20 protein-coding genes and 1 tRNA gene are annotated in these 22,037 nt (G+C 63.4%); 17 read left to right on the top strand and 4 right to left on the bottom strand.

From position 1 onward, the window contains the following. Together L1277_RS14485 and L1277_RS14480 are read left to right on the top strand one after the other, a co-directional pair. Nucleotides 1-776, top strand: a 776-nt coding sequence (locus tag L1277_RS14485) for an HNH endonuclease signature motif containing protein (RefSeq protein WP_253377389.1), incomplete at its 5' end; no start/stop codon positions are given. Between the two features lie 112 nt (nucleotides 777-888). Further along, nucleotides 889-1,881 carry an NAD-dependent epimerase/dehydratase family protein gene (locus L1277_RS14480; RefSeq protein ID WP_253377387.1) on the top strand — a complete coding sequence of 331 codons (993 nt, stop codon included), beginning with the start codon at nucleotides 889-891 and terminating at the stop codon, nucleotides 1,879-1,881. 6 nt (nucleotides 1,882-1,887) lie between these two features. On the opposite strand, the gene L1277_RS14475 is transcribed toward L1277_RS14480, so the two are convergent. After that, entirely contained in the window at nucleotides 1,888-2,739 is an 852-nt protein-coding gene (locus tag L1277_RS14475; RefSeq protein WP_253377385.1) for a Sir2 family NAD-dependent protein deacetylase, read from the bottom strand. A 116-nt stretch (nucleotides 2,740-2,855) separates the two neighbouring features. Between L1277_RS14475 and L1277_RS14470 the strand changes: the two genes are divergently transcribed. After that, nucleotides 2,856-3,695, top strand: a complete 840-nt coding sequence (locus L1277_RS14470; protein WP_253377383.1) for an RNA methyltransferase — start codon at nucleotides 2,856-2,858, stop codon at nucleotides 3,693-3,695. 11 nt (nucleotides 3,696-3,706) lie between these two features. After that, nucleotides 3,707-4,942: a D-alanyl-D-alanine carboxypeptidase family protein gene (locus tag L1277_RS14465; RefSeq protein WP_253377382.1), complete on the top strand. Its 1,236-nt coding sequence runs from the start codon at nucleotides 3,707-3,709 to the stop codon at nucleotides 4,940-4,942. Between the two features lie 2 nt (nucleotides 4,943-4,944). Here the strand turns inward: L1277_RS14465 and L1277_RS14460 are convergent, their stop codons facing one another. Further along, nucleotides 4,945-5,781, bottom strand: a complete 837-nt coding sequence (locus L1277_RS14460; protein WP_253377381.1) for an SGNH/GDSL hydrolase family protein — start codon at nucleotides 5,779-5,781, stop codon at nucleotides 4,945-4,947. Nucleotides 5,782-5,910: 129 nt separating this feature from the next. On the opposite strand from L1277_RS14460, the gene L1277_RS14455 reads away from it, so the two are divergent. Then, the gene (locus L1277_RS14455; protein WP_253377418.1) at nucleotides 5,911-7,710 is read left to right on the top strand and encodes a DEAD/DEAH box helicase; all 1,800 of its coding nucleotides are present in this window, start codon (nucleotides 5,911-5,913) and stop codon (nucleotides 7,708-7,710) included. 203 nt (nucleotides 7,711-7,913) lie between these two features. Here the strand turns inward: L1277_RS14455 and L1277_RS14450 are convergent. After that, nucleotides 7,914-7,997 (bottom strand) — tRNA-Leu (locus L1277_RS14450). 118 nt (nucleotides 7,998-8,115) lie between these two features. Between L1277_RS14450 and L1277_RS14445 the strand changes: the two genes are divergently transcribed. The 4 genes from L1277_RS14445 (at nucleotide 8,116) to L1277_RS14430 (ending at nucleotide 12,505) form a co-directional block, all read left to right on the top strand. Beyond that, on the top strand, nucleotides 8,116-9,462 hold the full coding sequence (locus tag L1277_RS14445) for a M20/M25/M40 family metallo-hydrolase (RefSeq protein WP_253377380.1): 1,347 nt from the start codon (nucleotides 8,116-8,118) through the stop codon (nucleotides 9,460-9,462). A gap of 24 nt (nucleotides 9,463-9,486) precedes the next feature. Beyond that, entirely contained in the window at nucleotides 9,487-10,341 is an 855-nt protein-coding gene (locus tag L1277_RS14440) for an undecaprenyl-diphosphate phosphatase (protein WP_253377379.1), read from the top strand. Nucleotides 10,342-10,363: 22 nt separating this feature from the next. Then, on the top strand, nucleotides 10,364-11,608 hold the full coding sequence (gene mshC / locus L1277_RS14435; RefSeq protein WP_253377378.1) for a cysteine--1-D-myo-inosityl 2-amino-2-deoxy-alpha-D-glucopyranoside ligase: 1,245 nt from the start codon (nucleotides 10,364-10,366) through the stop codon (nucleotides 11,606-11,608). 69 nt (nucleotides 11,609-11,677) lie between these two features. Then, nucleotides 11,678-12,505, top strand: a complete 828-nt coding sequence (locus tag L1277_RS14430; protein ID WP_253377377.1) for a class I SAM-dependent methyltransferase — start codon at nucleotides 11,678-11,680, stop codon at nucleotides 12,503-12,505. A gap of 10 nt (nucleotides 12,506-12,515) precedes the next feature. Here the strand turns inward: L1277_RS14430 and L1277_RS14425 are convergent, their stop codons facing one another. Next, nucleotides 12,516-13,481 (bottom strand): proteasome assembly chaperone family protein, encoded by a 966-nt coding sequence (locus tag L1277_RS14425; RefSeq protein WP_253377376.1) that lies wholly within the window; start codon nucleotides 13,479-13,481, stop codon nucleotides 12,516-12,518. Nucleotides 13,482-13,532: 51 nt separating this feature from the next. On the opposite strand from L1277_RS14425, the gene L1277_RS14420 reads away from it, so the two are divergent. The 8 genes from L1277_RS14420 (at nucleotide 13,533) to L1277_RS14385 (ending at nucleotide 22,023) form a co-directional block, all read left to right on the top strand. Continuing rightward, nucleotides 13,533-14,216: an HAD family phosphatase gene (locus L1277_RS14420; RefSeq protein WP_253377374.1), complete on the top strand. Its 684-nt coding sequence runs from the start codon at nucleotides 13,533-13,535 to the stop codon at nucleotides 14,214-14,216. After that, a complete protein-coding gene (locus L1277_RS14415; RefSeq protein ID WP_253377373.1) occupies nucleotides 14,213-15,343 on the top strand; it encodes a tRNA (adenine-N1)-methyltransferase in 1,131 nt (376 codons plus the stop codon). The genes L1277_RS14420 and L1277_RS14415 overlap by 4 nt, the downstream gene beginning before the upstream one ends. A gap of 97 nt (nucleotides 15,344-15,440) precedes the next feature. Continuing rightward, entirely contained in the window at nucleotides 15,441-16,376 is a 936-nt protein-coding gene (locus L1277_RS15825; RefSeq protein ID WP_253377371.1) for an FKBP-type peptidyl-prolyl cis-trans isomerase, read from the top strand. Nucleotides 16,377-16,441: 65 nt separating this feature from the next. Continuing rightward, complete coding sequence (locus L1277_RS14405; protein ID WP_253377370.1) at nucleotides 16,442-17,485, top strand: YafY family protein; 1,044 nt, start codon at nucleotides 16,442-16,444, stop codon at nucleotides 17,483-17,485. After that, nucleotides 17,478-18,485 (top strand): WYL domain-containing protein, encoded by a 1,008-nt coding sequence (locus tag L1277_RS14400; protein WP_308215110.1) that lies wholly within the window; start codon nucleotides 17,478-17,480, stop codon nucleotides 18,483-18,485. The genes L1277_RS14405 and L1277_RS14400 overlap by 8 nt, the downstream gene beginning before the upstream one ends. A 51-nt stretch (nucleotides 18,486-18,536) precedes the next feature. After that, nucleotides 18,537-18,806: a twin-arginine translocase TatA/TatE family subunit gene (gene tatA, locus L1277_RS14395; RefSeq protein WP_253377369.1), complete on the top strand. Its 270-nt coding sequence runs from the start codon at nucleotides 18,537-18,539 to the stop codon at nucleotides 18,804-18,806. A gap of 47 nt (nucleotides 18,807-18,853) precedes the next feature. Further along, nucleotides 18,854-19,603 (top strand): twin-arginine translocase subunit TatC, encoded by a 750-nt coding sequence (gene tatC, locus L1277_RS14390; protein ID WP_253377416.1) that lies wholly within the window; start codon nucleotides 18,854-18,856, stop codon nucleotides 19,601-19,603. Continuing rightward, a complete protein-coding gene (locus L1277_RS14385) occupies nucleotides 19,600-22,023 on the top strand; it encodes an RNA helicase (protein WP_253377368.1) in 2,424 nt (807 codons plus the stop codon). Before tatC ends, L1277_RS14385 begins: the two co-directional genes overlap by 4 nt. Nucleotides 22,024-22,037 lie beyond the last annotated feature (14 nt).

Raw genomic sequence — 22,037 nt, 5'->3', positions numbered from 1 at the left:
TGTTAGCGACATCGGGGGCGACGGTGTATCGGGTGTCGTGTGCCGGTCCGGGTGTTGACCCGGTCCGGCCGTTCCGGAAGATCGTGCCGACCGTGATGGTCACCGTTCCCGTGCTCACATTGTTGGGCCGAAGTGATGAGCCGGGGGATCTTGACGGTTACGGGCCGATCGACCCGCAAACCGCTCGTGACCTTGCCGCCCAGGCACCGGAGTTTCACCGGATGCTCACCCACCCCGAAACCGGGGTCGTGCTCTCGCTCGGCAGCACGAAATACACCCCATCAGCAGCGATGCGACGATTCCTTCGCTACCGAGACGGCTACTGCCGATTCCCGGGCTGTAACCGCAGGGCGGTGACCTGCGATATCGACCACACCGACCCATTCAGCACCGGCGGTTGCACCGATATCGACAACCTCGCCAGCCTGTGCCCGAAACACCACAAAATGAAACACGAAACCCGGTGGCAGGTTCAGCAACTCGGCAACGGCACCCTGAAATGGACCTCACCTCAAGGCCGCGAATACCTCACCCACCCCGAAAACCCCGCCCGAGGACCCATCCCGCCAGTGGCCACGGCCAAACCGGCCAACGGCGAAACGGCGAACTCACCGTCGAACGGTGAAACAATGACCGACGCCGAGCAGGAGAAGAAACGAGGACACGACGCCTATTCGCGCCTGACCGATCGACTCACACAAAACAAACACAACAGCGACGACACGTTCGACGACCAAGGCGCAGACTTGCTCAATCCGGAGGTTGCACCGTTCTAATGATCCTCGCGTGAAGTGATCCAGTTGAAGCACCACCATGAGCGATCCTGAAGGTTTACGCCGGAGGTGAAATGCTCTGGTTCAGCATTCGGTCGTGCGGTTATATGGGCGAATGAGACTTCTGGTTTTAGGCGGGACCGAGTTCGTTGGACGAGCCATCGTCGAGGAAGGCCTCCGCAAAGGGTGGGACGTGACAACGTTCAACCGCGGCAGACATCCTGGCGTCCATGGGGCCGCGCGCCTGATTGGTGACCGCACCACTCCCGAAGGGATCACCGCACTCGCGCAGTCATCGTCCGAATGGGACGTCGTCGCTGACACGTGGTCCTGGGCACCCGCCGTCGTCCGAGATACCGCCGCAGCTCTCGCTCGGCGAGTAGACAGATACGTGTATGTGTCCAGTAGCTCGGTCTACGAGTTTCCGACCGCCCCTGGCTCGGACGAAAGCGCCACCGTGGTGGACAGCTCGCCGGATGACCCCACCTTCGATGACTACGCTCGAGCCAAAGCGGGCGCCGAGCGAGCGGTGACCGATGTGTTCGGCGACAGAGCCCTCATCGCACGCCCCGGGCTCATCCTCGGCCCACACGAGAACATCGGGCGGTTGCCCTGGTGGCTGCTCCGCGCAGCCACGGGCGGTCGCATGCTCGCACCCGGCACGCCAGACACCGGGATCCAGTACATCGACGCGCGCGATCTCGCGGCCTGGGCTCTGAGCGCAGCCGAAGCCAAGGTCTCTGGCGCGGTGAACGCCATCAGCACGCCGTCGGCGGCGACGCTGGAAGAGCTCCTCACAGCATGCATTCAAGCGACCGGGTCAGACGCCTCGCTCGAATGGGTGCCAGCCCAGAAAATTCTTGCTGCGGGCATCGAACCGTGGTCTCAACTCCCAATCTGGCTGCCACCGGGAGAGGTCTACGACACCCTCTTCAACATCGACGTGTCACAAGCCATCGCCACGGGGTGCAGCATCCGCCCCATCGAAGAAACAGTTCGCGACACCTGGGCATGGCTCGAGAGCATCGGGGGAGCAGCACCACAGCGCCCCGATCGACCGCCCGTCGGGCTCGACCCGCAGCTCGAAGCTCAGCTGCTTGCCTCGTAACCGGCGCTAGCCGAGCAACCGGTCGGCCAGCGCGGTCAGCGTCTCGCTGGCACCGGCGTCGATTTTGACGTCAGCGCGGCCATCACCTTTCGTCACTCCGCGGTTGATGATGATGATCGGCAGCTTGTTTCTCCGGGCATGTTCCAGAAGACGGATGCCTGAATTCACGACGAGCGATGAACCAGCGATGACGAGGGCGTCCGCTGTGGAGACGATGTCCCGAGCCTCGGCAAATTTTTCAGGGGGCACGAACTCACCGAAAAAGACCACATCCGGCTTCAACGCCCCACCACACACCGAGCAGACCGGTGCGACGAAGTCGTCGACGTGTGCGATTTCGGCATCGCCATCCGGGTTGAGTGTCACGGCCTCCGGCTTCGACAGCCAGGGGTTCTCCGCGTCGATCCGGGCTGCGATACTCGCCCGGGCGAACGTCTGCCCGCAGACCAGGCAACTCACCCGGTCCATTGACCCGTGCAGGTCAACGACCCGCTTCGAACCGGCCCTCACATGCAGCCCGTCGACGTTCTGCGTGACAACGCCGGTGACAAGTCCCGCGTCTTCCAGGGTCGCCAGAACGCGGTGGCCAGCGTTCGGCCGAGCCGCATCGAACATCGCCCAGCCCAGGTGACTTCCCGCCCAATACCGCTTCTTCGATGCGTCGTTGAGGAGAAACTGGGTGACCGTCATTGGGGTCCGCTTGGGGGCGCCCTCACCGCGATAGTCGGGGATTCCCGAGTCCGTGCTCAGGCCAGCGCCGGTGAGTACCGCGAACCGGCGACCGGACAGGAGCGCGTAGGCTGCATTCAGCCGATCGGTATCGGACGTTTGTGGTGTTGTGCGTGCGAGCGTTGTCATATGAACCTCCGAACCCCGCGCATGTCACGATCGTAAACAACTCACGTGTCGAGTTTGTTTCGTCATGCCGATCTACCGGTTCGGAAACCCTACGCCACAGACCTGAAGGACACACCGTGCGCCTCGTGCCAATCGACAGCCTTGACATCGACGGCCTGCAAGACTATGCCCGACTGACCGATGTCGCCCTGCGCCGCGTCAGCGAACCGGCGGGCGGCCTCTACATCGCCGAATCGCACAAGGTCATCGCCCGCGCGCTTGCCGCCGGCCACGTCCCTCGCTCCATCCTTCTCCAGGAACAGTGGATAGCGGATGTCACTCCGCTCCTCACCGATTTTCCCGACGTTCCGGTCTACGTTGGCAGCGCAGCCACCCTCGAATCGCTCACCGGATATCACATGCACCGTGGCGCCCTGGCGGCAATGCACCGCCCTGAACTTGCTCGCATGGACGATCTGATTCGGGATGCCACCCGCATCGTCATTCTGGAAGACATCGTTGACCACACCAACGTTGGTGCCATCTTCCGTGCCGTCGCTGGTATCGGTGCCGACGCCGTTCTCATCACACCACGGTGCGCAGACCCGCTCTATCGTCGCAGTGTTCGCGTCAGCATGGGCACGGTTCTGCAGGTGCCATGGACCCGGATGCCTGAGTGGCCCGAAGCCCGTCGGATTCTCGATGACGCGGGATTCCACGTCGCCGCCCTCGCCCTCGACGACCGCGCGATCACCCTCGACGAATTCGCCGCCAACCTCCCGGCCAAAGTGGCGCTGACCCTCGGTGCGGAAGGCGACGGCCTCAGCAGGCAGGCTCTCGACGCCGCAGACAGCACGGTGATCATCCCCATGAAGCACGGAGTTGACTCGCTCAACGTCGCGTCAGCCAGTGCCGTTGCACTCTGGGCCGTGCGTGACCAGCGAGCCTCCGAGGGGATGCCGACCGCTCGCGGATAGACTGTTCTCCCGTGTATTCATCCCGTCAGCCGTTGCCCGACCGACGGGTGTACCTGCGGCGCAGGCTCACTGTCTTCGGTGTTCTCGTCGTTCTCCTGGCCATCATCGGTTACCTCGCGTTCGCGATCCTGCGTCCACTCCCGGCGACCGCAGCGACGCTCGAGCCGACCGAGAACCTGACCCAAACGCAGACGCAGATCGCCTGGCCGGCCTTCGGCAGCGGCGCGATTGGAGCGGTCGGCTTCGACGGCGTGTTGTCCAGCACAGGTGCGCAGGAGTCAACGCCGATGGCGAGCATCACGAAAACGGTGACAGCACTCGTGGTGCTCGACTCGATGCCCCTTGGAGCCGGCGAATCTGGGCCCGAACTGACGCTCACCGCCGCCGATCAGCGCATTTACACCGAAGTCATCGCCGAAGGCGGGTCGGCGGCTCCTGTCGCCGTTGGGTCCGTCTTCACCGAACGTCAGCTGCTTGAAGCCATGATGCTTCCGTCGGCCAACAACTACAGCATCACCCTGGCGAACTGGGCGTATGGCTCAGTCGACAAATTCCTCGCCGCGGCTAAGACCTGGCTCGAGAAAAACAGCCTGGCCGGGACCCATTTGGCTGACTCGAGTGGACTCAACGAGAACAGTCGATCCACCCCCGCCGACCTCGTTCGCATCGGCGAGATGGCCCTCGCCCACCCGGTCCTCTCCGAAGTGGTCGCCGAGCAGTCCGCCACCCTGCCCGTGATCGGGCCCGTCACAAACACGAACAAGCTGCTCGGCCAGGGCGGAGTGATCGGCCTGAAGACCGGAACCACGCGCGTTGCGGGCGCCTGCCTACTGTTCGCCGCCGAGCTTCCGGTAGGCGGCCAGACGGTCACCGTTGTGGGCGTCATCCTGGGTGCCCCCAACCACAACGCGCTGAACTCGTCTGTCCTCCGCCTTCTCACGACCGTCGAGGCTGGATTCCGTGAATTTCCGCTCGTCGCAGAGGGCGACACCTTCGGCACATACACCACACCGTGGGGCGCGAGCACGGAGATCGTCGCGACTGAATCGGCATCCGTTCTTCTCTGGCAGGATGAAACTGTCGCGGTCGACGTCACCGCGAAGCCGCTCGTGTCGGGGGAGGCGGGGCTCGACGTCGGCACCGCAACGTTCACCGTGGCCGATTCGGTCATCGAGGTTCCCCTCGCGCTCTCCGGCGAACTGGACGACGCCGGAACCGGCTGGCGGATCACTCACCCCACCGACTGAGATCAGCTGCCGGTCGGAATCTCGCCGTCGCGCAAATACTTCTCCGCCTGTGGTCGTTTTGCCGTAATGAAGTCGCCAGACGATTGGTGACGGAGCCGTCGAAGCACCCACGGTACAAAGTACTGCCGAGCCCAGACGAGATCTTCGGTTCGCGCCTGCCGCCAGGTCGACTGCGGCACGGGCTCGGGTTTCTGCGGCTGCAGGTCGTTGGGCACCGCAAGGGCATCGAGCACCATGCGCGCCACCGTGTGATGCCCGAGCGGGTTGAGGTGCAGCCGATCGTTCGACCACATCCTCGGGTTCTGAATCTCGGTCAGCGCCCACTGGTCCGCCACGATGCAGTCGTACGTCGCGGCGACCTTACGCAGGTTCTCGTTGTAGATCGCGACCTTCCCCCGAATCGTCCGCAGCACCGGCGAGAACCCGACGTCGACGCCCGTAAACAGCACGATGGTGGCTCCGCTGACGGCCAGTCGCGACAGGACCTCATCCATCTTCTGCGCGATCACGTCAGGGTCGGTTCCTGGACGCAACACGTCGTTGCCTCCCGCCGAAATGGTGATGAGGTCTGGCTTCAGCTCAAGCGCTGGCTCGACCTGATCCGCCCCGATTTGAGCGATCAGTTTGCCGCGCACAGCGAGGTTGGCGTAGGCAAAATCGTCCACGCCCTGGGCCAGCACCTCAGCGACCCGGTCTGCCCAGCCACGATGCCCGTCAGGCAAGGTTGGCTCGGGGTCGCCGATGCCCTCGGTGAACGAATCGCCGATCGCCACATAACGCGTCCATGGGTGGGGCGGCTCGACGCCGCCAGCGATTTCTTCCGAAGCGTGAATGTCCATTCGAAGCATCGTACTCGCTCGCTTCCCCTCGCTCTCGGTCGTTCACCGGCGATGAGTCGGGTAGATTGGTTGCCAGTGAGTACAGAGTTCGAATCGGGCATCGCTAAGTCCGTAGACGCAGTTTCAGGGATCCGAATCGGAACCAGTGCGGCCGAACATCTGTCGCCAACCTTCCCGGAACGTGCCGCGTGGGGAACCGTCTCTAAGCTGCGCGCCTGGCAAGAGGAAGCGCTCACCGCGTACTTCGAGCACGAACCACGAGATTTCCTTGCTGCCGCGACGCCTGGGGCAGGAAAAACGACATTCGCTCTGCGACTGGCTGCAGAGCTGCTCGCTCGCCGCACCGTCGATCGCATCACCGTTGTTGCGCCCACCGAACATTTGAAGAGGCAGTGGGCGGATGCCGCGCATCGCGCGGGCATCCGTCTCGACCCCATGTTTTCGAACAGTGACGGTCGCTATGGCAGTCATTATCACGGCGTGGCAGTCACGTACGCCCAGGTCGCTGTGCGAGCTGCACTGCACAGGGAGATCACCGAGTCGCATCGCACCCTGGTCATCCTCGATGAGGTTCACCACGGCGGAGACGCGCTCAGCTGGGGTGACGCCATTCGTGAGGCGTTTGAACCGGCCACGCGCCGACTCTCGCTCACCGGAACCCCCTTCCGGTCAGACACGGCACCGATCCCGTTCGTGAGCTACCTGCCGGACAAGGACGGCATCCGAACCTCGCTCACCGACTACAACTACGGATACGGCCGTGCCCTGGCCGACGGCGTTGTGCGTCCGGTGATGTTCATGGTTTACGCCGGTCACATGCGATGGCGCACGAACGCGGGCGACGAAATGGAAGCCCGGCTCGGCGAGGGCAATACGAAGGACATCACGTCCCAGGCCTGGCGCACGGCGCTTGACCCGGCTGGGGAGTGGATCCCGCAGGTGTTGCAGGCAGCCGACCGCCGACTCAGTGAGATGCGCCACAGCATTCCGGACGCCGGTGGACTCGTCATCGCCACCGACCAGACCGCCGCCCGCGCCTACGCCAAGATCCTGCACGGAATCACCGGGGAAGCGCCAACCGTCGTGCTCAGTGACGAGAAGGAAGCGTCAGACCGCATCGACGACTTCTCCGCCGGAACGAGTCGTTGGATGGTCGCGGTCCGGATGGTGTCTGAGGGCGTCGATGTTCCGCGACTGGCTGTCGGCGTGTACGCAACGAGCGCGTCGACCCCGCTGTTCTTCGCGCAGGCGATCGGCCGCTTCGTGCGGGCGCGCCGCCGCGGTGAGACAGCGTCGGTGTTCCTGCCTGACGTACCGAACCTGATGAATCTTGCCGGTGCGCTCGAACTCGAACGCGACCACGCCCTCGACCGCAGGAGCGACGGCAGCGGCGAGGGCGACATGTGGAACCCGGAAGATGCGATGGTCGCCGAGGCGAACCGCGACTCCAAGGGATCGGACTCGCTGGGCGACGAGTTCAAGTATGAAGCGATGAGCTCGTCGGCCACGTTTGACCGTGTGGTCTACGACGGCGATGAGTTTGGCCAGTGGGCCGAGCCTGGCACGGAAGAAGAACTCGATTTCATTGGGCTGCCCGGGCTCCTCGAGCCTGAGCAGGTACATGAACTGCTCAAGCAGCGACAGGCGCGCCAGGCCAAGCGTCAGTCGACTCGGAGCGCCGGCCCTGACACGGCGACGGCCGAGAAGACGGACGATGTGCCGCCTCCGCTGTACCGGACGCTCAAGGAGCAGCGCAGCCTGTTGAACAGCCTCGTCGGCCTGTACGCGAAGTCCACGAACCAGCCGCACGGGCTCGTACACGCGGAGCTTCGCCGGATCTGCGGTGGCCCGGCTGTGCAGCAAGCCAGCGTTACGCAGTTGCAGTCGCGGATCGAGTGGCTGCGCAAAAAGATGAGCGGTCGCCGCTGACCCACGGGTCGCCGCACGCGCGGCACCTTCTGCACCGGCTCGCCGAACGTGGCGGATTTCGCGGGCTGGCATCATCGAACGCCAGCCGGACGCATCCGTTCGTCATATCTGTTGGTCATACCTGGCGGCAGGAGCGTTAAAAGCGAAGAGCCGGACCCGATGGGCCCGGCTCTTCTACTGTCTCAACACAGTTCTTCACAATGTGCGCGAAGGGGGACTTGAACCCCCACGCCCGTAAGGGCACTAGCACCTCAAGCTAGCGCGTCTGCCATTTCCGCCACCCGCGCATTGTTATTTTGTTTCTTTGGCTGGCTACCGGAGCAGCCCGCCGAGAGAAAACTCTAGCACGGTTTTCGGACGCGGATGAACACACGCCGGCACTGTCGACACCGATAGCGTTGGAACATGGATTTCGACGCACATACCCCTGACCAGGTGCCGGGCTCGACCGACACAGACACCGAACTCGACGAGACGGTGCGGCTGGCGCGGGACCTGATCCGGATGGACACCACGAACTACGGTGGCGGCACGTCCAAAGGCGAGACCGTTGCGGCCGAATATGTCGCCGCCTACCTGCGTGGATTGGGACTCGAGCCGGAGCTCATCGACTCGGAGCCGGGGCGCACGAGTGTCATCGCACGCGTCGCTGGGCGGGACAGCTCCCGCGGTGCCCTCGTCGTCCACGGGCACCTCGACGTGGTCCCCGCAGACCCCCGCAACTGGACCGTGGATCCCTTCGGCGGCGTCATCGCAGACGGCATGCTCTGGGGCAGGGGAGCGGTGGACATGAAGAACATGGACGCCATGATCCTCACGGCCGTTGCCGACATCCTCCGCAGCGGCGAGAGGCCCGCCCGTGACCTCATCCTCGCGTTCTTCGCGGACGAAGAGAACGGAGGGGTGCTCGGATCGCACTACCTCGTCGACACACGCCCTGACCTCTTCGCAGGGGCGACCGAAGCGATCAGCGAAGTCGGTGGATATTCAATCACCCTCGGCGGGAAACGCGCCTACCTTGTGCAGACGGGCGAGAAGGCGCTGTTGTGGGTCAAGCTGATTGCTCGAGGCCCCGCCGCCCACGGGTCACGCGTCGTTCGTGACAACGCCATCACCCGCCTGGCCGAAGCAGTTGCGGCCGTCGGTCGCCAGGACTGGCCGATCCGCCTGACCAACACAACGACAGCACTGCTCGATGAGGTGGCCCGGATCCTCGGCGTCGACTCGCAGAAGGTTGGGCCTGACGAACTTGCCCTCGCCACCGGAACGGCATCAGGGTTCATTCAAGCCTCGCTGCGCACGACCACCAACCCCACGGTGTTGACCGCCGGTTACAAGCACAACGTCGTGCCAGACACGGCCGAGGCGCTTGTCGACATCCGTTCGCTTCCCGGCGAAGAAGATGCTGTTCTCGCCGCCGTTCAAGAGCTCGTTGGTCCGGACATCGAAATTGAGGTCATGCATCGTGATGTGGGCCTGGAGAACGACTTCTCAGGCCCACTCATCGATGCCGTGATCTCCACCCTGGCCACGCATGACCCGGGTGCGGAGGTTCTGCCGTACCTGCTCAGCGCCGGAACCGACAACAAAGCGTTGTCCAAACTGGGGATCACCGGGTACGGCTTCGCACCGCTCCTGCTTCCGCCTGAACTCGATTTCCCGGCCATGTTCCACGGTGTTGACGAGCGTGTCCCGCTCGACGCATTAGTCTTTGGCAGGCGGGTCTTGACCGATTTGCTGCGCACGTACTGACAACAGGCAAGGATTTTTCTCTCTGTGGACATTCTGAACGCGATCATCCTCGGCCTCGTGCAGGGGCTCACCGAATTCCTCCCGGTTTCATCGAGCGCACATTTGCGCATCGTCGGGGAGTTCCTCGGCACCGGTGGAGACCCGGGCGCCCGCTTCACCGCGATTACCCAGATCGGAACCGAACTGGCCGTTGTCATCCTGTTCTGGAAAGACATCGTTCGGATCATCGGGGCCTGGTGCCGCGCCCTTGTGGGCAAGATTCCCCGGAATGACCCTGACGCCCGGATGGGGTGGCTCATCATTCTGGGATCGCTCCCCATCGTCATCCTGGGTCTGCTCTTCCAGGATCAGATTGAAACAACGCTGCGGTCTCTCTGGTTCACCGCGTCGATGCTCATCGGCTTCGGTATTCTGCTCGGAATCGCCGACTGGATCGGGCGAAAGAACCTCAAGCTCGAGAACCTCGGCTACCGCCACGGCATCATTTTTGGACTCGCGCAGGCGCTCGCGCTCATTCCGGGCGTTTCACGGTCGGGCGGAACCATCACTGCGGGGCTGTTCCTCGGTTATGAGCGTGCCGCAGCAGCCCGATACGCCTTCCTGCTGGCCATTCCCGCGGTCCTCGGCAGTGGCTTCTTCCAGATCTACAAGTCCATTGCCGATCCCTGTGTTGAGGGCTCGACGGGGTGCATTCCAGAAATCTACGGACCGGGTGAGACGCTCATCGCCACGGTGGTCGCGTTCGTCGTCGCAATTTTCGTGATCAAGTTCTTCATGAGCTACATCTCCAAGCGCAGCTTCATGCCGTTCGTGATTTACAGGATCCTTCTCGGCATTGTGATCTTTGTGCTCGTCGGCACCGGTGTCCTCAACGCCTAGAAACCCGGCATAGGCTGGACGAGTGAAGGCATGGAATAGACCTCTCGTCCCTACTCTTCCCGGCGAATCGCTTGCCCCGTGCCTGTACGACACGGCGACCGATGGCCTGGTAGAGGCGCATACCGGCGATATCGCACGGTTGTACGTGTGCGGAATCACACCGTATGACGCAACGCACATGGGGCACGCGGCAACGTACCTCGCTTACGACACGCTGCAGCGGGTGTGGCTCGATGCCGGACTCGAGGTGCACTACGCACAGAACATCACTGACATCGACGACCCGCTACTTGAGCGGGCAGCGGCGACGGGTGTCGACTGGCGTGACCTCGCACAGAGCCAGGTCGAGCTCTTCCGCGGTGACATGGAGGCCCTCAGCATCCTCCCTCCCGAAAACTATGTTGCGGTCACCGAGGTCCTCGACGAGATCGCCGAAGCAGTGCGCAGGCTCCTCGTTGCTGGCGCCGCCTATTCCGTGCCCACCCCCGACTCATCCGTCGGCGATGACATCTACTTCGACAGTGCCCAGGCGGCGACGCTCGGGCCGTGGTCGCTCGGCGAGGTCAGCAACTACGACGCCGATACCATGCTGCGATTCTTCACCGAACGCGGGGGAGACCCCGACCGCGCAGGCAAGCGCGACCGGTTGGACCCACTGCTCTGGCGTGCGGCTCGAGAGGATGAACCCAGCTGGCCGTCCAGTGTTGGCCGTGGTCGACCGGGCTGGCACATTGAGTGTTCGGTAATCGCGCTCATGGAACTCGGAACGGATTTCACCGTCCAGGGCGGCGGCTCCGACCTTGTGTTCCCGCACCATGAGCTCAGCGCCGGTCACGCTGCCGCACTCAGCGGCCACCCCCTTGCCCGGGTCTACAGCCACGCTGGCCTGGTCGCGTACGAGGGCGAGAAAATGTCCAAGTCGCTCGGGAACCTGGTTCTGGTTTCCCGTCTGATCGCGGATAACGTTGACCCTCGGGCAATCCGACTGGCGATTCTTGCCCACCACTACCGGTCGGACTGGGAATGGACGGCGTCCGTGCTCAGCGATGCACAGGATCGACTCCGCACCTGGATCGACGGGTTCGCTGCCGACTCCGCTGGCGCCAGGGAAGGCACCGAGGTGCTGTCGGAGTTGCGTACGGCATTGCGGAACGATCTCGACACCCCGGAGGCGCTGTCCGTCATCGATGCGGCAGCACACAGCGGTGTGACCGATTCAGAACTGGCCCGGCGCGCCATTCACGCCTTGCTCGGCGTCGAAGTCTGACACGTTCGGCGCACGAGCCCGCGCCGAGTTCTCGCCGAGCCCGGGTCATGGTGTCGATAGGCTTCGTCCATGAACACCTCAGTGATGACGGGGGAGCCGGCGGGACGGTATACCCATGGCCACGCCCGGGCAGTGCTCGCTTCACATGGAGCGCGCACAGCGGCGAATTCGGCGGCTTACCTGATCCCGCATCTCTCATCCGGAATGGCCGTCCTCGACGTTGGATGCGGACCGGGAACGATCACGCTCGACCTCGCCGAGATCGTCGCTCCTGGCGTCGTGACGGGACTGGAGAGAGTTGAGGAGCCTCTGACGAGCGCCCGATTGACCGCCGCCGCGCGAGGCGATCACACCACTCGCTTCGAACAAGGAGACGCCATGCATCTCCCTTATCCGGATGCGTCGTTCGACGTCGTGCACGCCCATCAGGTGCTGCAGCACCTGATGGACCCGGTCGGCGCTCTCCGCGAAATGATGCGAGTCTGTCGTCCGGGCGGGTGGATCGCAGCGCGCGACGCTGACTATGCCGCGATGACCTGGTATCCCGAAATCAGAGAAATCGACGGTTGGCGTTCGGTGTACAGCCGCATCGCACGAGCGAACGGGGGCGAGCCTGGCGCTGGGCGTCGAATGCGCGCCTGGTCTCGGGCGGCAGGCATCCCTCACGCTGTCTTCAGCACCTCGGTCTGGACCTACGCCACTGCGGAAGAATGCGCGTGGTGGGGAAACGGTCAGGCCAACCGCGTACTCGGCGCGACGTTCGTTCAACAAGCAGCTCAACATGGCATCTCCGCCGAGCAGGTACGGGCCATGGCCACGGGCTGGCGCGAGTGGGGAGATCATCCCGACGCGTGGTTTTCCATGCCGCACGCAGAGCTTCTCGCGCGTATGCCGTGAACGAGAGAGGTTACCGAGGGTTCGGCGGTTCGTTCCTGCCGTCACCTTTTCCGTCCGAAGACTTCCGCAGGTAGCGTTCGAATTCCTTGGCGATCGCCTCGCCGCTCGCTTCCGGTGATTCAACGGTGTCCCGTGCCTGCTCGAGCTGTGCAATGTACGCCGCCATGTCCTCGTCATCGCCGGCCAGCACGTTGATGCCGTTCTCCCACTCACCGGCTTCCTCAACCAGGTCGCCACGGGGAATGACAACGTCGACCATCTCTTCGAGTTTGTCGATGAGCGAAAGCACTGCCTTGGGCGACGGGGCGTTGTGAACGTAGTGGGGAACGGATGCCCAAATCGAGAGGGTAGGAATTCCTGCGTCCTCTGCCGCCTCGGCCAGGACGCTGAGAATGCCGACCGGGCCTTCGTAGCTGCTCCGCTCCAATTCCAGCTCTGCCCGCATGTCATCATTCTCGCTCGACGCGAAGAGGGAGATCGGGCGCGTGTGAGGCACATCGGCGAGCATGGCGCCGAGGAAGATGATGGTCGAGATATCGTGCGTCAGAGCGGCATCCACAACCTCCGCCGTGAACGCTTTCCAGCTGCGGGAGGGTTCACTGCCGATGAGCAAGAAGATGTTGCCGCCGTTCGCACCGCTCACGCGAAGTTCGGCGTCGTCCGCGAGCGGTTCGGGTTCACCCTCAGCGGCAACCGCTGACGGTCCGTACAGCGTAGCGGAGGGCCAGGTGATGCGACGTCGGCCGTCATCGTCGGAGGCCAGCATCGGCCGGTTGAATTGGTAGTCGTAATACAGCTCGGGATCAATCACGAACAAGGAGGAAACGTCGAGCTGCTCCTGCAGCACCCGGGCGGCACCGGTGGCTGCTTCTCCTGCATCGTTCCAGCCCTCGAAGGCGACGACGAGCAACCGACCATTCAGCACGAAATCCCCATTCCACGAGCCGCGACCCGCTGTAGTGACGACAGCCTGCACTGTCCTTCTCCCAGAATAGGCGCTGTCTGCCTACCGGTAGCATTGAAACTCGTGATCACTCAGCTTCCTGCCGCCGTCCTCTGGGACATGGATGGCACCATCGTCGATACCGAGCCGTACTGGATCTCTGCCGAGACGGACCTGGTTGAGTCGTTTGGGCACACCTGGACCTACGAGGACGCCATGACCCTCGTCGGTGCCGGACTCTGGGAATCGGCAAAGGTCTTCCAGGATCACGGTGTCGACATGACGGCGGATGCCATCGTCGATCACCTCACCAGCCGGGTGCAGCACAGGCTTGCTACTGACGGTGTCCCGTTCCGCCCGGGAGCTCGAGAGCTGCTCGAAGAACTCCGCTCGCTGGGCGTCAAGACGGCGCTTGTCACCATGTCGGTCCGCCGGATGGCTGAACAGGTGGTCTCTCACATCCCGTTCGACGCCTTCGATGTGCTCGTCACCGGCGATGAGGTCGAGTACCCGAAGCCCCACCCTGATCCTTATCTCACGGCCGCACGGCTTCTCAACGTTGACATTGCCCACTGCGTCGCTATCGAGGATTCGCGAGCCGGGCTCGCGTCAGCCGTCGCCGCCGGCTCCATCGCGGTCGCCGTTCCGCATGCCGTCTCCATCGAGGCCGCTGACACGCACACCATCTGGCCAACCCTCGCTGGCAAAACCAGCAGAGACCTCGCCGCCCTCGTGGCTGAGCGCGCAAACGAAGGACCTTCTTCATGACCGAAACTTCCACCCCGACGCCAGGCACCGACGTGCCTGCCGACGAGCGTCCCCAAAATTCTGGCCCCTTCCGGGTCGGCGACCGGGTTCAGCTCACCGGGCCCAAGGGTAAACGAAACACCATCACGCTGCAGCCCGGCAAGGAATTCCACACCCACCGCGGCATCGTCAGCCACGACACGATCATCGGGCTTCCCGACGGATCGGTCATCACGACCACCGACGGTATCGAGTACCTCGCCCTGCGGCCGCTTCTGGTTGACTTCGTCATGTCGATGCCACGCGGTGCCGCGATTATCTACCCGAAGGACGCCGCCCAGATCATCGGGCAGGCCGACATCTTCCCGGGCGCGACTGTCGTCGAGGCCGGGGTGGGCTCCGGCGCCCTCTCCCTGTGGATTTTGCGGGCCATCGGTCCGACCGGGCGTCTCGAGTCCTTTGAACGACGGGATGAATTCGCCGACGTGGCCCGCGGCAACGTCGCAACGTTCTTCGGCTACGACCCCGAAAACTGGCGCGTGTCAGTGGGCGATCTCACCGAGACCCTGCCCACCACAGTTGAGCGCGACTCGGTCGATCGGGTTGTCCTCGACATGCTCGCGCCGTGGGAATGTATCGACGCCTGCGCCGACGCGCTCAAGCCCGGCGGAGTTATCCTCTGCTACGTGGCAACCGTGACCCAGTTGTCGCGCGTGGCAGAAGCGATCCGCGCCTCTGGTCGGTTCACGAACCCGGATTCCAACGAAACAATGGTGCGCGGCTGGCACGTCGAAGGGCTGGCTGTTCGCCCGGATCACCGCATGATCGGTCACACCGGTTTCCTCATCACGGCACGGAAACTCGCCGACGGTACGGTCCTTCCTGAACTTAAGCGCCGCCCGAGCAAATCGGACTTCAGCGACGAGGATGTCGAGCTCTGGACGCCCGGCGCGCTCGGTGAACGCAACGTCAGTGCGAAGATCCTCCGCAAACGCGTCCGCAACGTCACGACCTCGGCAGAGCTGTCCAAGGCGAGAGGTCTCGGGGCTGGCCCCGTGACATCCGATTCTGCCGATCGCGAGAGGGCGACCGCCGATGGCGCGGCACACACCGACAACTCTGAGCCTGACGACGCATCGCGTGGCTAAGATGGCCCGGGGCGGCCGCGAGCAGTCCCCGAATCTCAAGGAAACGCCATCCGGTTCGATTTCCTCCCCGAACGTTCCAGTACGAAAACGAGGCACCGTGCAGAAGGCACCCGCATTGCTCCTGACCGCAGGCGTCGTCCTGACTGCCCTCACAGGGTGTGCGCAAGCCCCCGGCAGCGACTGCGAATCCCCGGTCACCTCCGGCGACGCGTCGAACCTCATCGAGGCGTCCGGCGCCCTGGGCTCGACTCCGACCGTCGATTTCCCAACCCCGTTGAAAACGTCGAAGACGCAGGTCTCGACGCTCATCGAGGGCAAGGGAGCACCGGTTACCGACAACCAGCTCGTCCAGATGAGCTTCTCCTTCTTCAACGGAACGACCGGTGAGCCGGTTGAAGAGGGTGCATACGCCGAGCCGGGCATTTACCTGCCCTCGCAACTGCTGCCCGGGATGGCCGACAGTATTGAGTGCGCCACCGTCGGATCCCGCATCGCCGCCGCTCTGACACCGGCCGATGCGTTCGGCGAAGAGGGCAGCGCCCAGCTCGGTGTTGCGGGCGACGACTCGATCGTCATGGTCGCGGACATCACCGACTCTTTCCTGGCAAAGGCCAACGGCGCCAACACTCCGGTCTTCCAGTCGGGCTTCCCGAGCGTTGTGACCGCGGAGGACGGCACCCCCGGAATCACCATCCCCACGTCAGAGCCCCCTACCGAACTCAAGGTTGCCACACTCAAGACCGGCGACGGCGACAAAGTAACCAAGAACACCCGCGTGGTCGTGCACTACACCGGTGCACTGTGGGCGGACAACAGTATTTTCGACACGTCATGGGATGACGGCACACCAGCCGTCTTCAGCCTGGACGGGATCGTACCCGGCCTCGCAACGGCGCTCGAGGGACAGACCGTCGGCTCGCAGATCGTGGCGATCGTTCCGCCCGAGCTTGGCTACGGCGAGCAGGGCTCCGGCGCGATTCCGCCCGCATCAACGCTCGTCTTCGTTGTCGACATCCTTGGCACCGTCGGCTAATACTCCGGTGCGGCTCGGCAGATCGCTGGGCCGCCACGGAACACGCACGCAACTAGGATGATGCTGTGTCAGAACCCTCCGCTGTAGCGCCCGTCCCCGTCGAGGAACGACTCTTCAGCCTTGTGCTGGCGCTTCTCGCAACCGAACAAGGGCTGACCAAGTCGGAAATCCTGTCGACGGTGCAGGGCTACCGGCAGCGGTACTCCGCGTTTGGCGACAATGCGAGCCTCGATCGTCAGTTCGAGCGAGACAAAGACGACATCCGTGAGCTCGGCATTCCGCTCGAGACGCTCGAGCAGCCGGGGGAGCCGGGCAACAACCAGTCCCTGCGCTACCGCATTCCCAAAGGGGAATACGACCTGCCAAGCGACATTACCTTCTCGCCGACCGAGATCGCCCTCCTGTCGCTTGCCGCAACAGTGTGGCGGCAGGGCTCACTCTCCGCCGAATCGCAGCGTGCCATGCTCAAGCTCAACTCGCTGGGGCTTGAATCAGACGAGCCGGTTATTGGCTACGCACCCCGCGTGCGGATTCGCGAGAGCGCGTTCGACCCCCTCCGCGTCGCGCTCGACAAACATGCCGTGGTCACCTTCGCCTACCTCAAGCCGGGAGAAGACACCGGCCGCACCCGGACCGTCACACCGCTTGCGCTCGTGCAACACCATGGCCGGTGGCACCTGTCGGCCCACGACATGGAGGCGGACGCACCCCGCACGTTCCTGCTGAGCCGCATCGTCGGTCCGGTCACCACGACTTCGAAAACCTGGACCCCGCCGGAAGCGACCGGACACGCCGAGCGTTCCCTTCGGGAACTTGACGCCCTCTGGAACGCCCAGGTCGCCGTCGTCCAGGTTGAGCCAGGAACGGATGCGTCGACGCGGCTCTCCAAGCGGGCCGATCGGGCATCCGACGCGGCATCGGGTCATGAATTGCACCTGCACTACACAGACATCGATGTTCTTGCGGACGAACTGGCCAGCTATGGTCCGGAGGTACTGGTGCTAACTCCCGACCGTCTCCGTTCGGCGGTGTTGTCAAGGCACCGCACGACGGTGGAACGACACCGGGACATCCCCTCCGGCGGGGGAGAGGACACCGATCGTGGCTAGCACAACACCGCACGGTAGGGACAAGCTGGCCTTCCTGCTCGCTCTTGTGCCCTACCTCATGGACAAGGGCCGAGTTTCCGTCGCGGACGCCGCGCGCCATTTCGGAGTGTCCGAATCCCAGATCCGCGACTCGGTCAACCTCATCGCCGTCTCCGGCATTCCGGGGGAGACGAGCGCGTACCAGCATGAGGATCTCTTCGATATCGACTGGGACCTGTTCGACGAGCATGACGAAATCGTCATCACCCACCTCGTCGCCATTGACGACTCTCCCCGATTTTCCGCCCGCGAAGCGGCAGCACTGATCGCCGGACTCCAATACCTCTCCTCCCTCCCCGACCAGGCTGACCGTGGAGTGCTCGTCTCGCTGCTGGCCAAGCTGTCGCACGGTGCATCCGGGCGGCCCACGGAGGTGGCCGTCGGCTCGACCGAGGTCGATGGCTTCGTCAGCGACATCCGTACGGCGGTGGCCCGTGGACTCCGCATCGAGTTTGACTACCTCAACTCGCGGGGAACGCACGAACGCCGCATCGTCGACCCGCTTCGACTGGAGTCACTCGACGAGGACTGGTACCTCCGCGGCTGGGATCATTCGCGTGAAGCAGCTCGGACCTTCCGAGTGGACCGAATGAGTGCACTCACAACCACTTCGGAACCGGTGAGTCCACGCGCGGGCGATGTGACACTCGGCGACAAACTGTTTGAGCCCAGCGACACTGATCTCACCGTTGTGGTCGAGCTCGACAGCAATGCGCTTCCGCTCATTGCCGATTACCTGACCACCGAAGCGCCCACGGTGTCGGCCGGGAAGCGCACGCGCGTCACCCTCCACCTGGCGCACACTCATGGGCTCAAACGCCTGGTCGCGGGACTCGCCGGAGTGGTTACGGTCGTTGATCCGGCTTCGGCCCGTTCACGCGTGGCAGACTGGGCGCAGGCGGCACTCGACAGATACGCCACAATTGACGCTTCCAGCCAGAAGACAGGTATCCCACGCTAGCGTGGAACCAGCTAAACTTCTGGCCAACAGCACAGAACCAAAGGATGGATCATGTTAGCAAACCTCACCGGCTGGCACCTGCTCATTATTGTGTTCCTCGTGCTTCTTCTCTTCGGCGCACCCAAGCTCCCCGGACTCGCCAAGAGCGTCGGCCAGTCGATGAAGATTTTCAAGAACGAGATCAAGAGCGACAAGGTCGACACCACGGACACGTCAGCTTCGGTTCCGCCGGCAACGACGCCGTCGACACCTGCTGCCCCGACTCCCGCTCCAACTGAGACCACCGCGTCCGGTTCACACGAGTCCCACACGAAACCGTAAGGTCTGTGGCACAGGGCACTACCCGGCGAAAAAGCACTGATGGCCGGATGTCTCTCGGTGAGCATCTGGTCGAACTGAGGAAACGCCTGTTCATCATCGCGGCCGGAGTGGTCGTGGCCATGATCGCCGGATTCATTTTCTCTGAGTGGGCGATCGACCAGATGGCGGCTCCGATCACGGAGATCGCCGATGACCGCGGTCAGGCGTTGCTCAACTTCGATGCGGTGACCGGTGCATTCGATCTGCGCATGAAAGTGGCGCTCACTCTCGGCATTGTCGTGTCGAGCCCGATCTGGCTCTACCAAATTTGGGCGTTCCTGGTGCCGGGTCTCACACGCAAAGAGATCGGATACGCGCTCGGCTTTCTGCTCAGCGCCGTACCGCTCTTCCTCGCCGGGTGCGCTGCGGGCTGGTGGGTCATGCCACACATCGTGGAGCTCATGGTGGGCTTCACCCCGGCGGATGCGTCGAACTTCTTCAACGCCGGCATTTACTTTGATTTCGTCCTCAAGCTCCTGCTCGCGGTCGGTATCGCATTCGTAGTGCCGGTATTCCTCGTTCTGCTGAACTTCGTCGGTGTCCTCAGCGCCGCATCCATCATCAAATCCTGGCGAATCGCCATTCTCGTCATCGTCTTGTTCTGCGCGGTGGCCACCCCCGCTGCCGACGTAATTTCGATGTTCGTGCTTGCGGTCCCCATGGTGGTGCTCTATTTCGCCGCATATGGTATCGCATGGATCCACGACCGTCGCGCCGCTAAACGCCAGGCGGCGCTTGATGCAGAATTGGCTTTGTGACCGCAGAACTCAGCCCCGCGGAACGATACGCGGCTTCCCGACGTAAGACTCCTCTGCTCGACGCCTTCCGCGAGAAACAACGGTTCGACCTCGACCCGTTCCAGGTTGAGGCGTGCGCCAGTATCGAAGCGGGTAACAGCGTCCTCGTCGCGGCACCGACCGGCGCCGGCAAAACCATCATTGCCGAGTTCGCCATTTATGCAGCAATGCAAAGCCCTCGCCGCAAGGTGTTCTACACGGCTCCCATGAAAGCCCTGAGCAATCAGAAGTTCGGGGAGCTTGTCGCCGAATACGGTGCGGAATCGGTTGGATTGCTCACCGGTGACACCAATATCAACGCGAAAGCCCGCATCGTCGTCATGACGACGGAAGTGCTGCGGAACATGCTCTACGCGGACTCCGACCTGCTGGCAGACCTTGCCTACGTAGTCATGGACGAGGTGCACTATCTGGCCGACCGGTTCCGCGGCGCCGTGTGGGAAGAAGTCATCATCCACCTGCCCGAGGACGTGCGGATGGTGTCGCTCAGCGCGACCGTGTCCAACGCCGAGGAGTTCGGTGATTGGCTGCAGGCGGTTCGCGGACACACCGAGGTGATTGTCTCGGAGGAGCGGCCTGTTCCGCTCGACCAACACGTTCTCATGCGCGGCAAGCTGATCGACCTGTTCGCGGCGCCCACCCTTGCCGACACCAACCAGGTGAATCCTGAACTGGTGCGGATGGCCCAGTTCGGCGGACGCAACCTCAACTCCCGGCAATACAACGACGTTTCCCGGTATAACGCCAAGGGTGGGCGTCGCCCACCACAGCGAATTGACCGGGGTGACGTTATTCGACTGCTGGACGAGCATCATCTGATGCCGGCCATTTTCTTCATCTTCAGTCGGGTCGGATGCGATCAGGCGGTTGCGCAGGTGCTGCGCTCAGGCATCCGTCTCACTGATAGCCAGGAGCGGGAGGAGATTCGGGCGATCGTCGAGGAGCGCTGCTCACCGTTGCCCGACGAAGACCTTGCGGTGCTGGGCTATTGGGAGTGGCTTGAAGGACTTGAGCGAGGGGTAGCTGCGCACCACGCCGGAATGCTGCCTGCTTTCAAGGAAGTCGTCGAAGAGCTGTTCCGGCGGAAGCTTGTCAAAGCCGTGTTCGCTACCGAGACGCTCGCGCTCGGAATCAACATGCCGGCTCGAACCGTAGTGCTGGAGAAGCTGGAGAAGTTCAACGGTGAGGCGCGAGTGCCGATCACGCCGGGGGAGTACACCCAGCTCACCGGTCGTGCCGGTCGGCGAGGTATTGACGTCGAGGGTCACGCCGTTGTGACCTGGCAGGAGGGCCTGCATCCGCAATCGGTCGCGTCGCTTGCGTCGCGCCGGAGCTATCCGCTGAACTCGAGTTTTAAGCCCACCTACAACATGGCCGTGAACCTCATCGACCAGTTCGGGCGCGAGCGTACGCGCGAGATTCTGGAATCGTCGTTCGCTCAATTTCAGGCAGACCGCGCGGTTGTCGGCCTTGCCCGCAAGGTACGGGAGCAGGAGGCATCGCTGGCGAAGTATGCCGAGTCGATGACCTGCCACCTCGGCAACTTTCGCGAGTATGCCTCGATGCGACGCGAGCTGACCGACCTCGAACGCGGAAGCGCGCAAGCGGACACATCAACCCGCGCTGCTCGTGAAAAACGCCAGCGCCGCGTGAACGGCCTGCGCAAACGGCTGTCGGCGCACCCCTGTCACCACTGCCCTGATCGTGAACACCACGCGCGGTGGGCCGAGCGGTACTTCCGGCTCAAGAAACAGACAGACCAGCTCACCCGCCAGATCGCGACCCGCACCGGTGCGGTCGCCAAGATCTTTGATCGGGTGACTGATGTTCTCGTCGAGTACGAGTATCTTCTTGAGAACGACGAAGGCCAGCTTGAGCTGAGCGCAGCAGGTCGTACGTTAAAGCGGATCTACGGCGAACGCGACTTGCTGGTGGCCGAGGCGCTGCACCGCAACCTCTGGAATGATCTCGATCCGGCAAGCCTCGCGGCCATGGCCAGCTGCATCGTCTTTGAGCCTCGCCGAGACGAAGGCCAGGTGCCTGAACGGTTCCTGCCCCGCGGCGCGTTCCGGGTCGCCCTCGACAAAACACAGGATCTCTGGGCGCGGCTCGACGATACCGAGCAGGAGCACCGGCTGCCGGGGAGCGAACCGCTCGCAACCGGTCTCGCCATTGCGATGCACAAGTGGGCGCGCGGCTCGACCCTGAATTCGGTCCTCCTCGACGCGGACATGGCGGCCGGCGATTTCGTTCGCTGGACCAAGCAAACCATCGACCTTCTTGACCAACTGTCCCTCGTCGCTGACGGGGGAGTTGGCCGCAATGCGCGCAAAGCGTTGGAGGCCATTCGGCGCGGGATCGTCGCATACAGCTCGGTGTGAGGTTGAGAGCACGA

Source organism: Okibacterium sp. HSC-33S16 (genome assembly GCF_024171565.1).
Lineage (GTDB): Bacteria > Actinomycetota > Actinomycetes > Actinomycetales > Microbacteriaceae > Mycetocola_A.
This window is presented reverse-complemented; position numbering and strand designations above follow the sequence as displayed.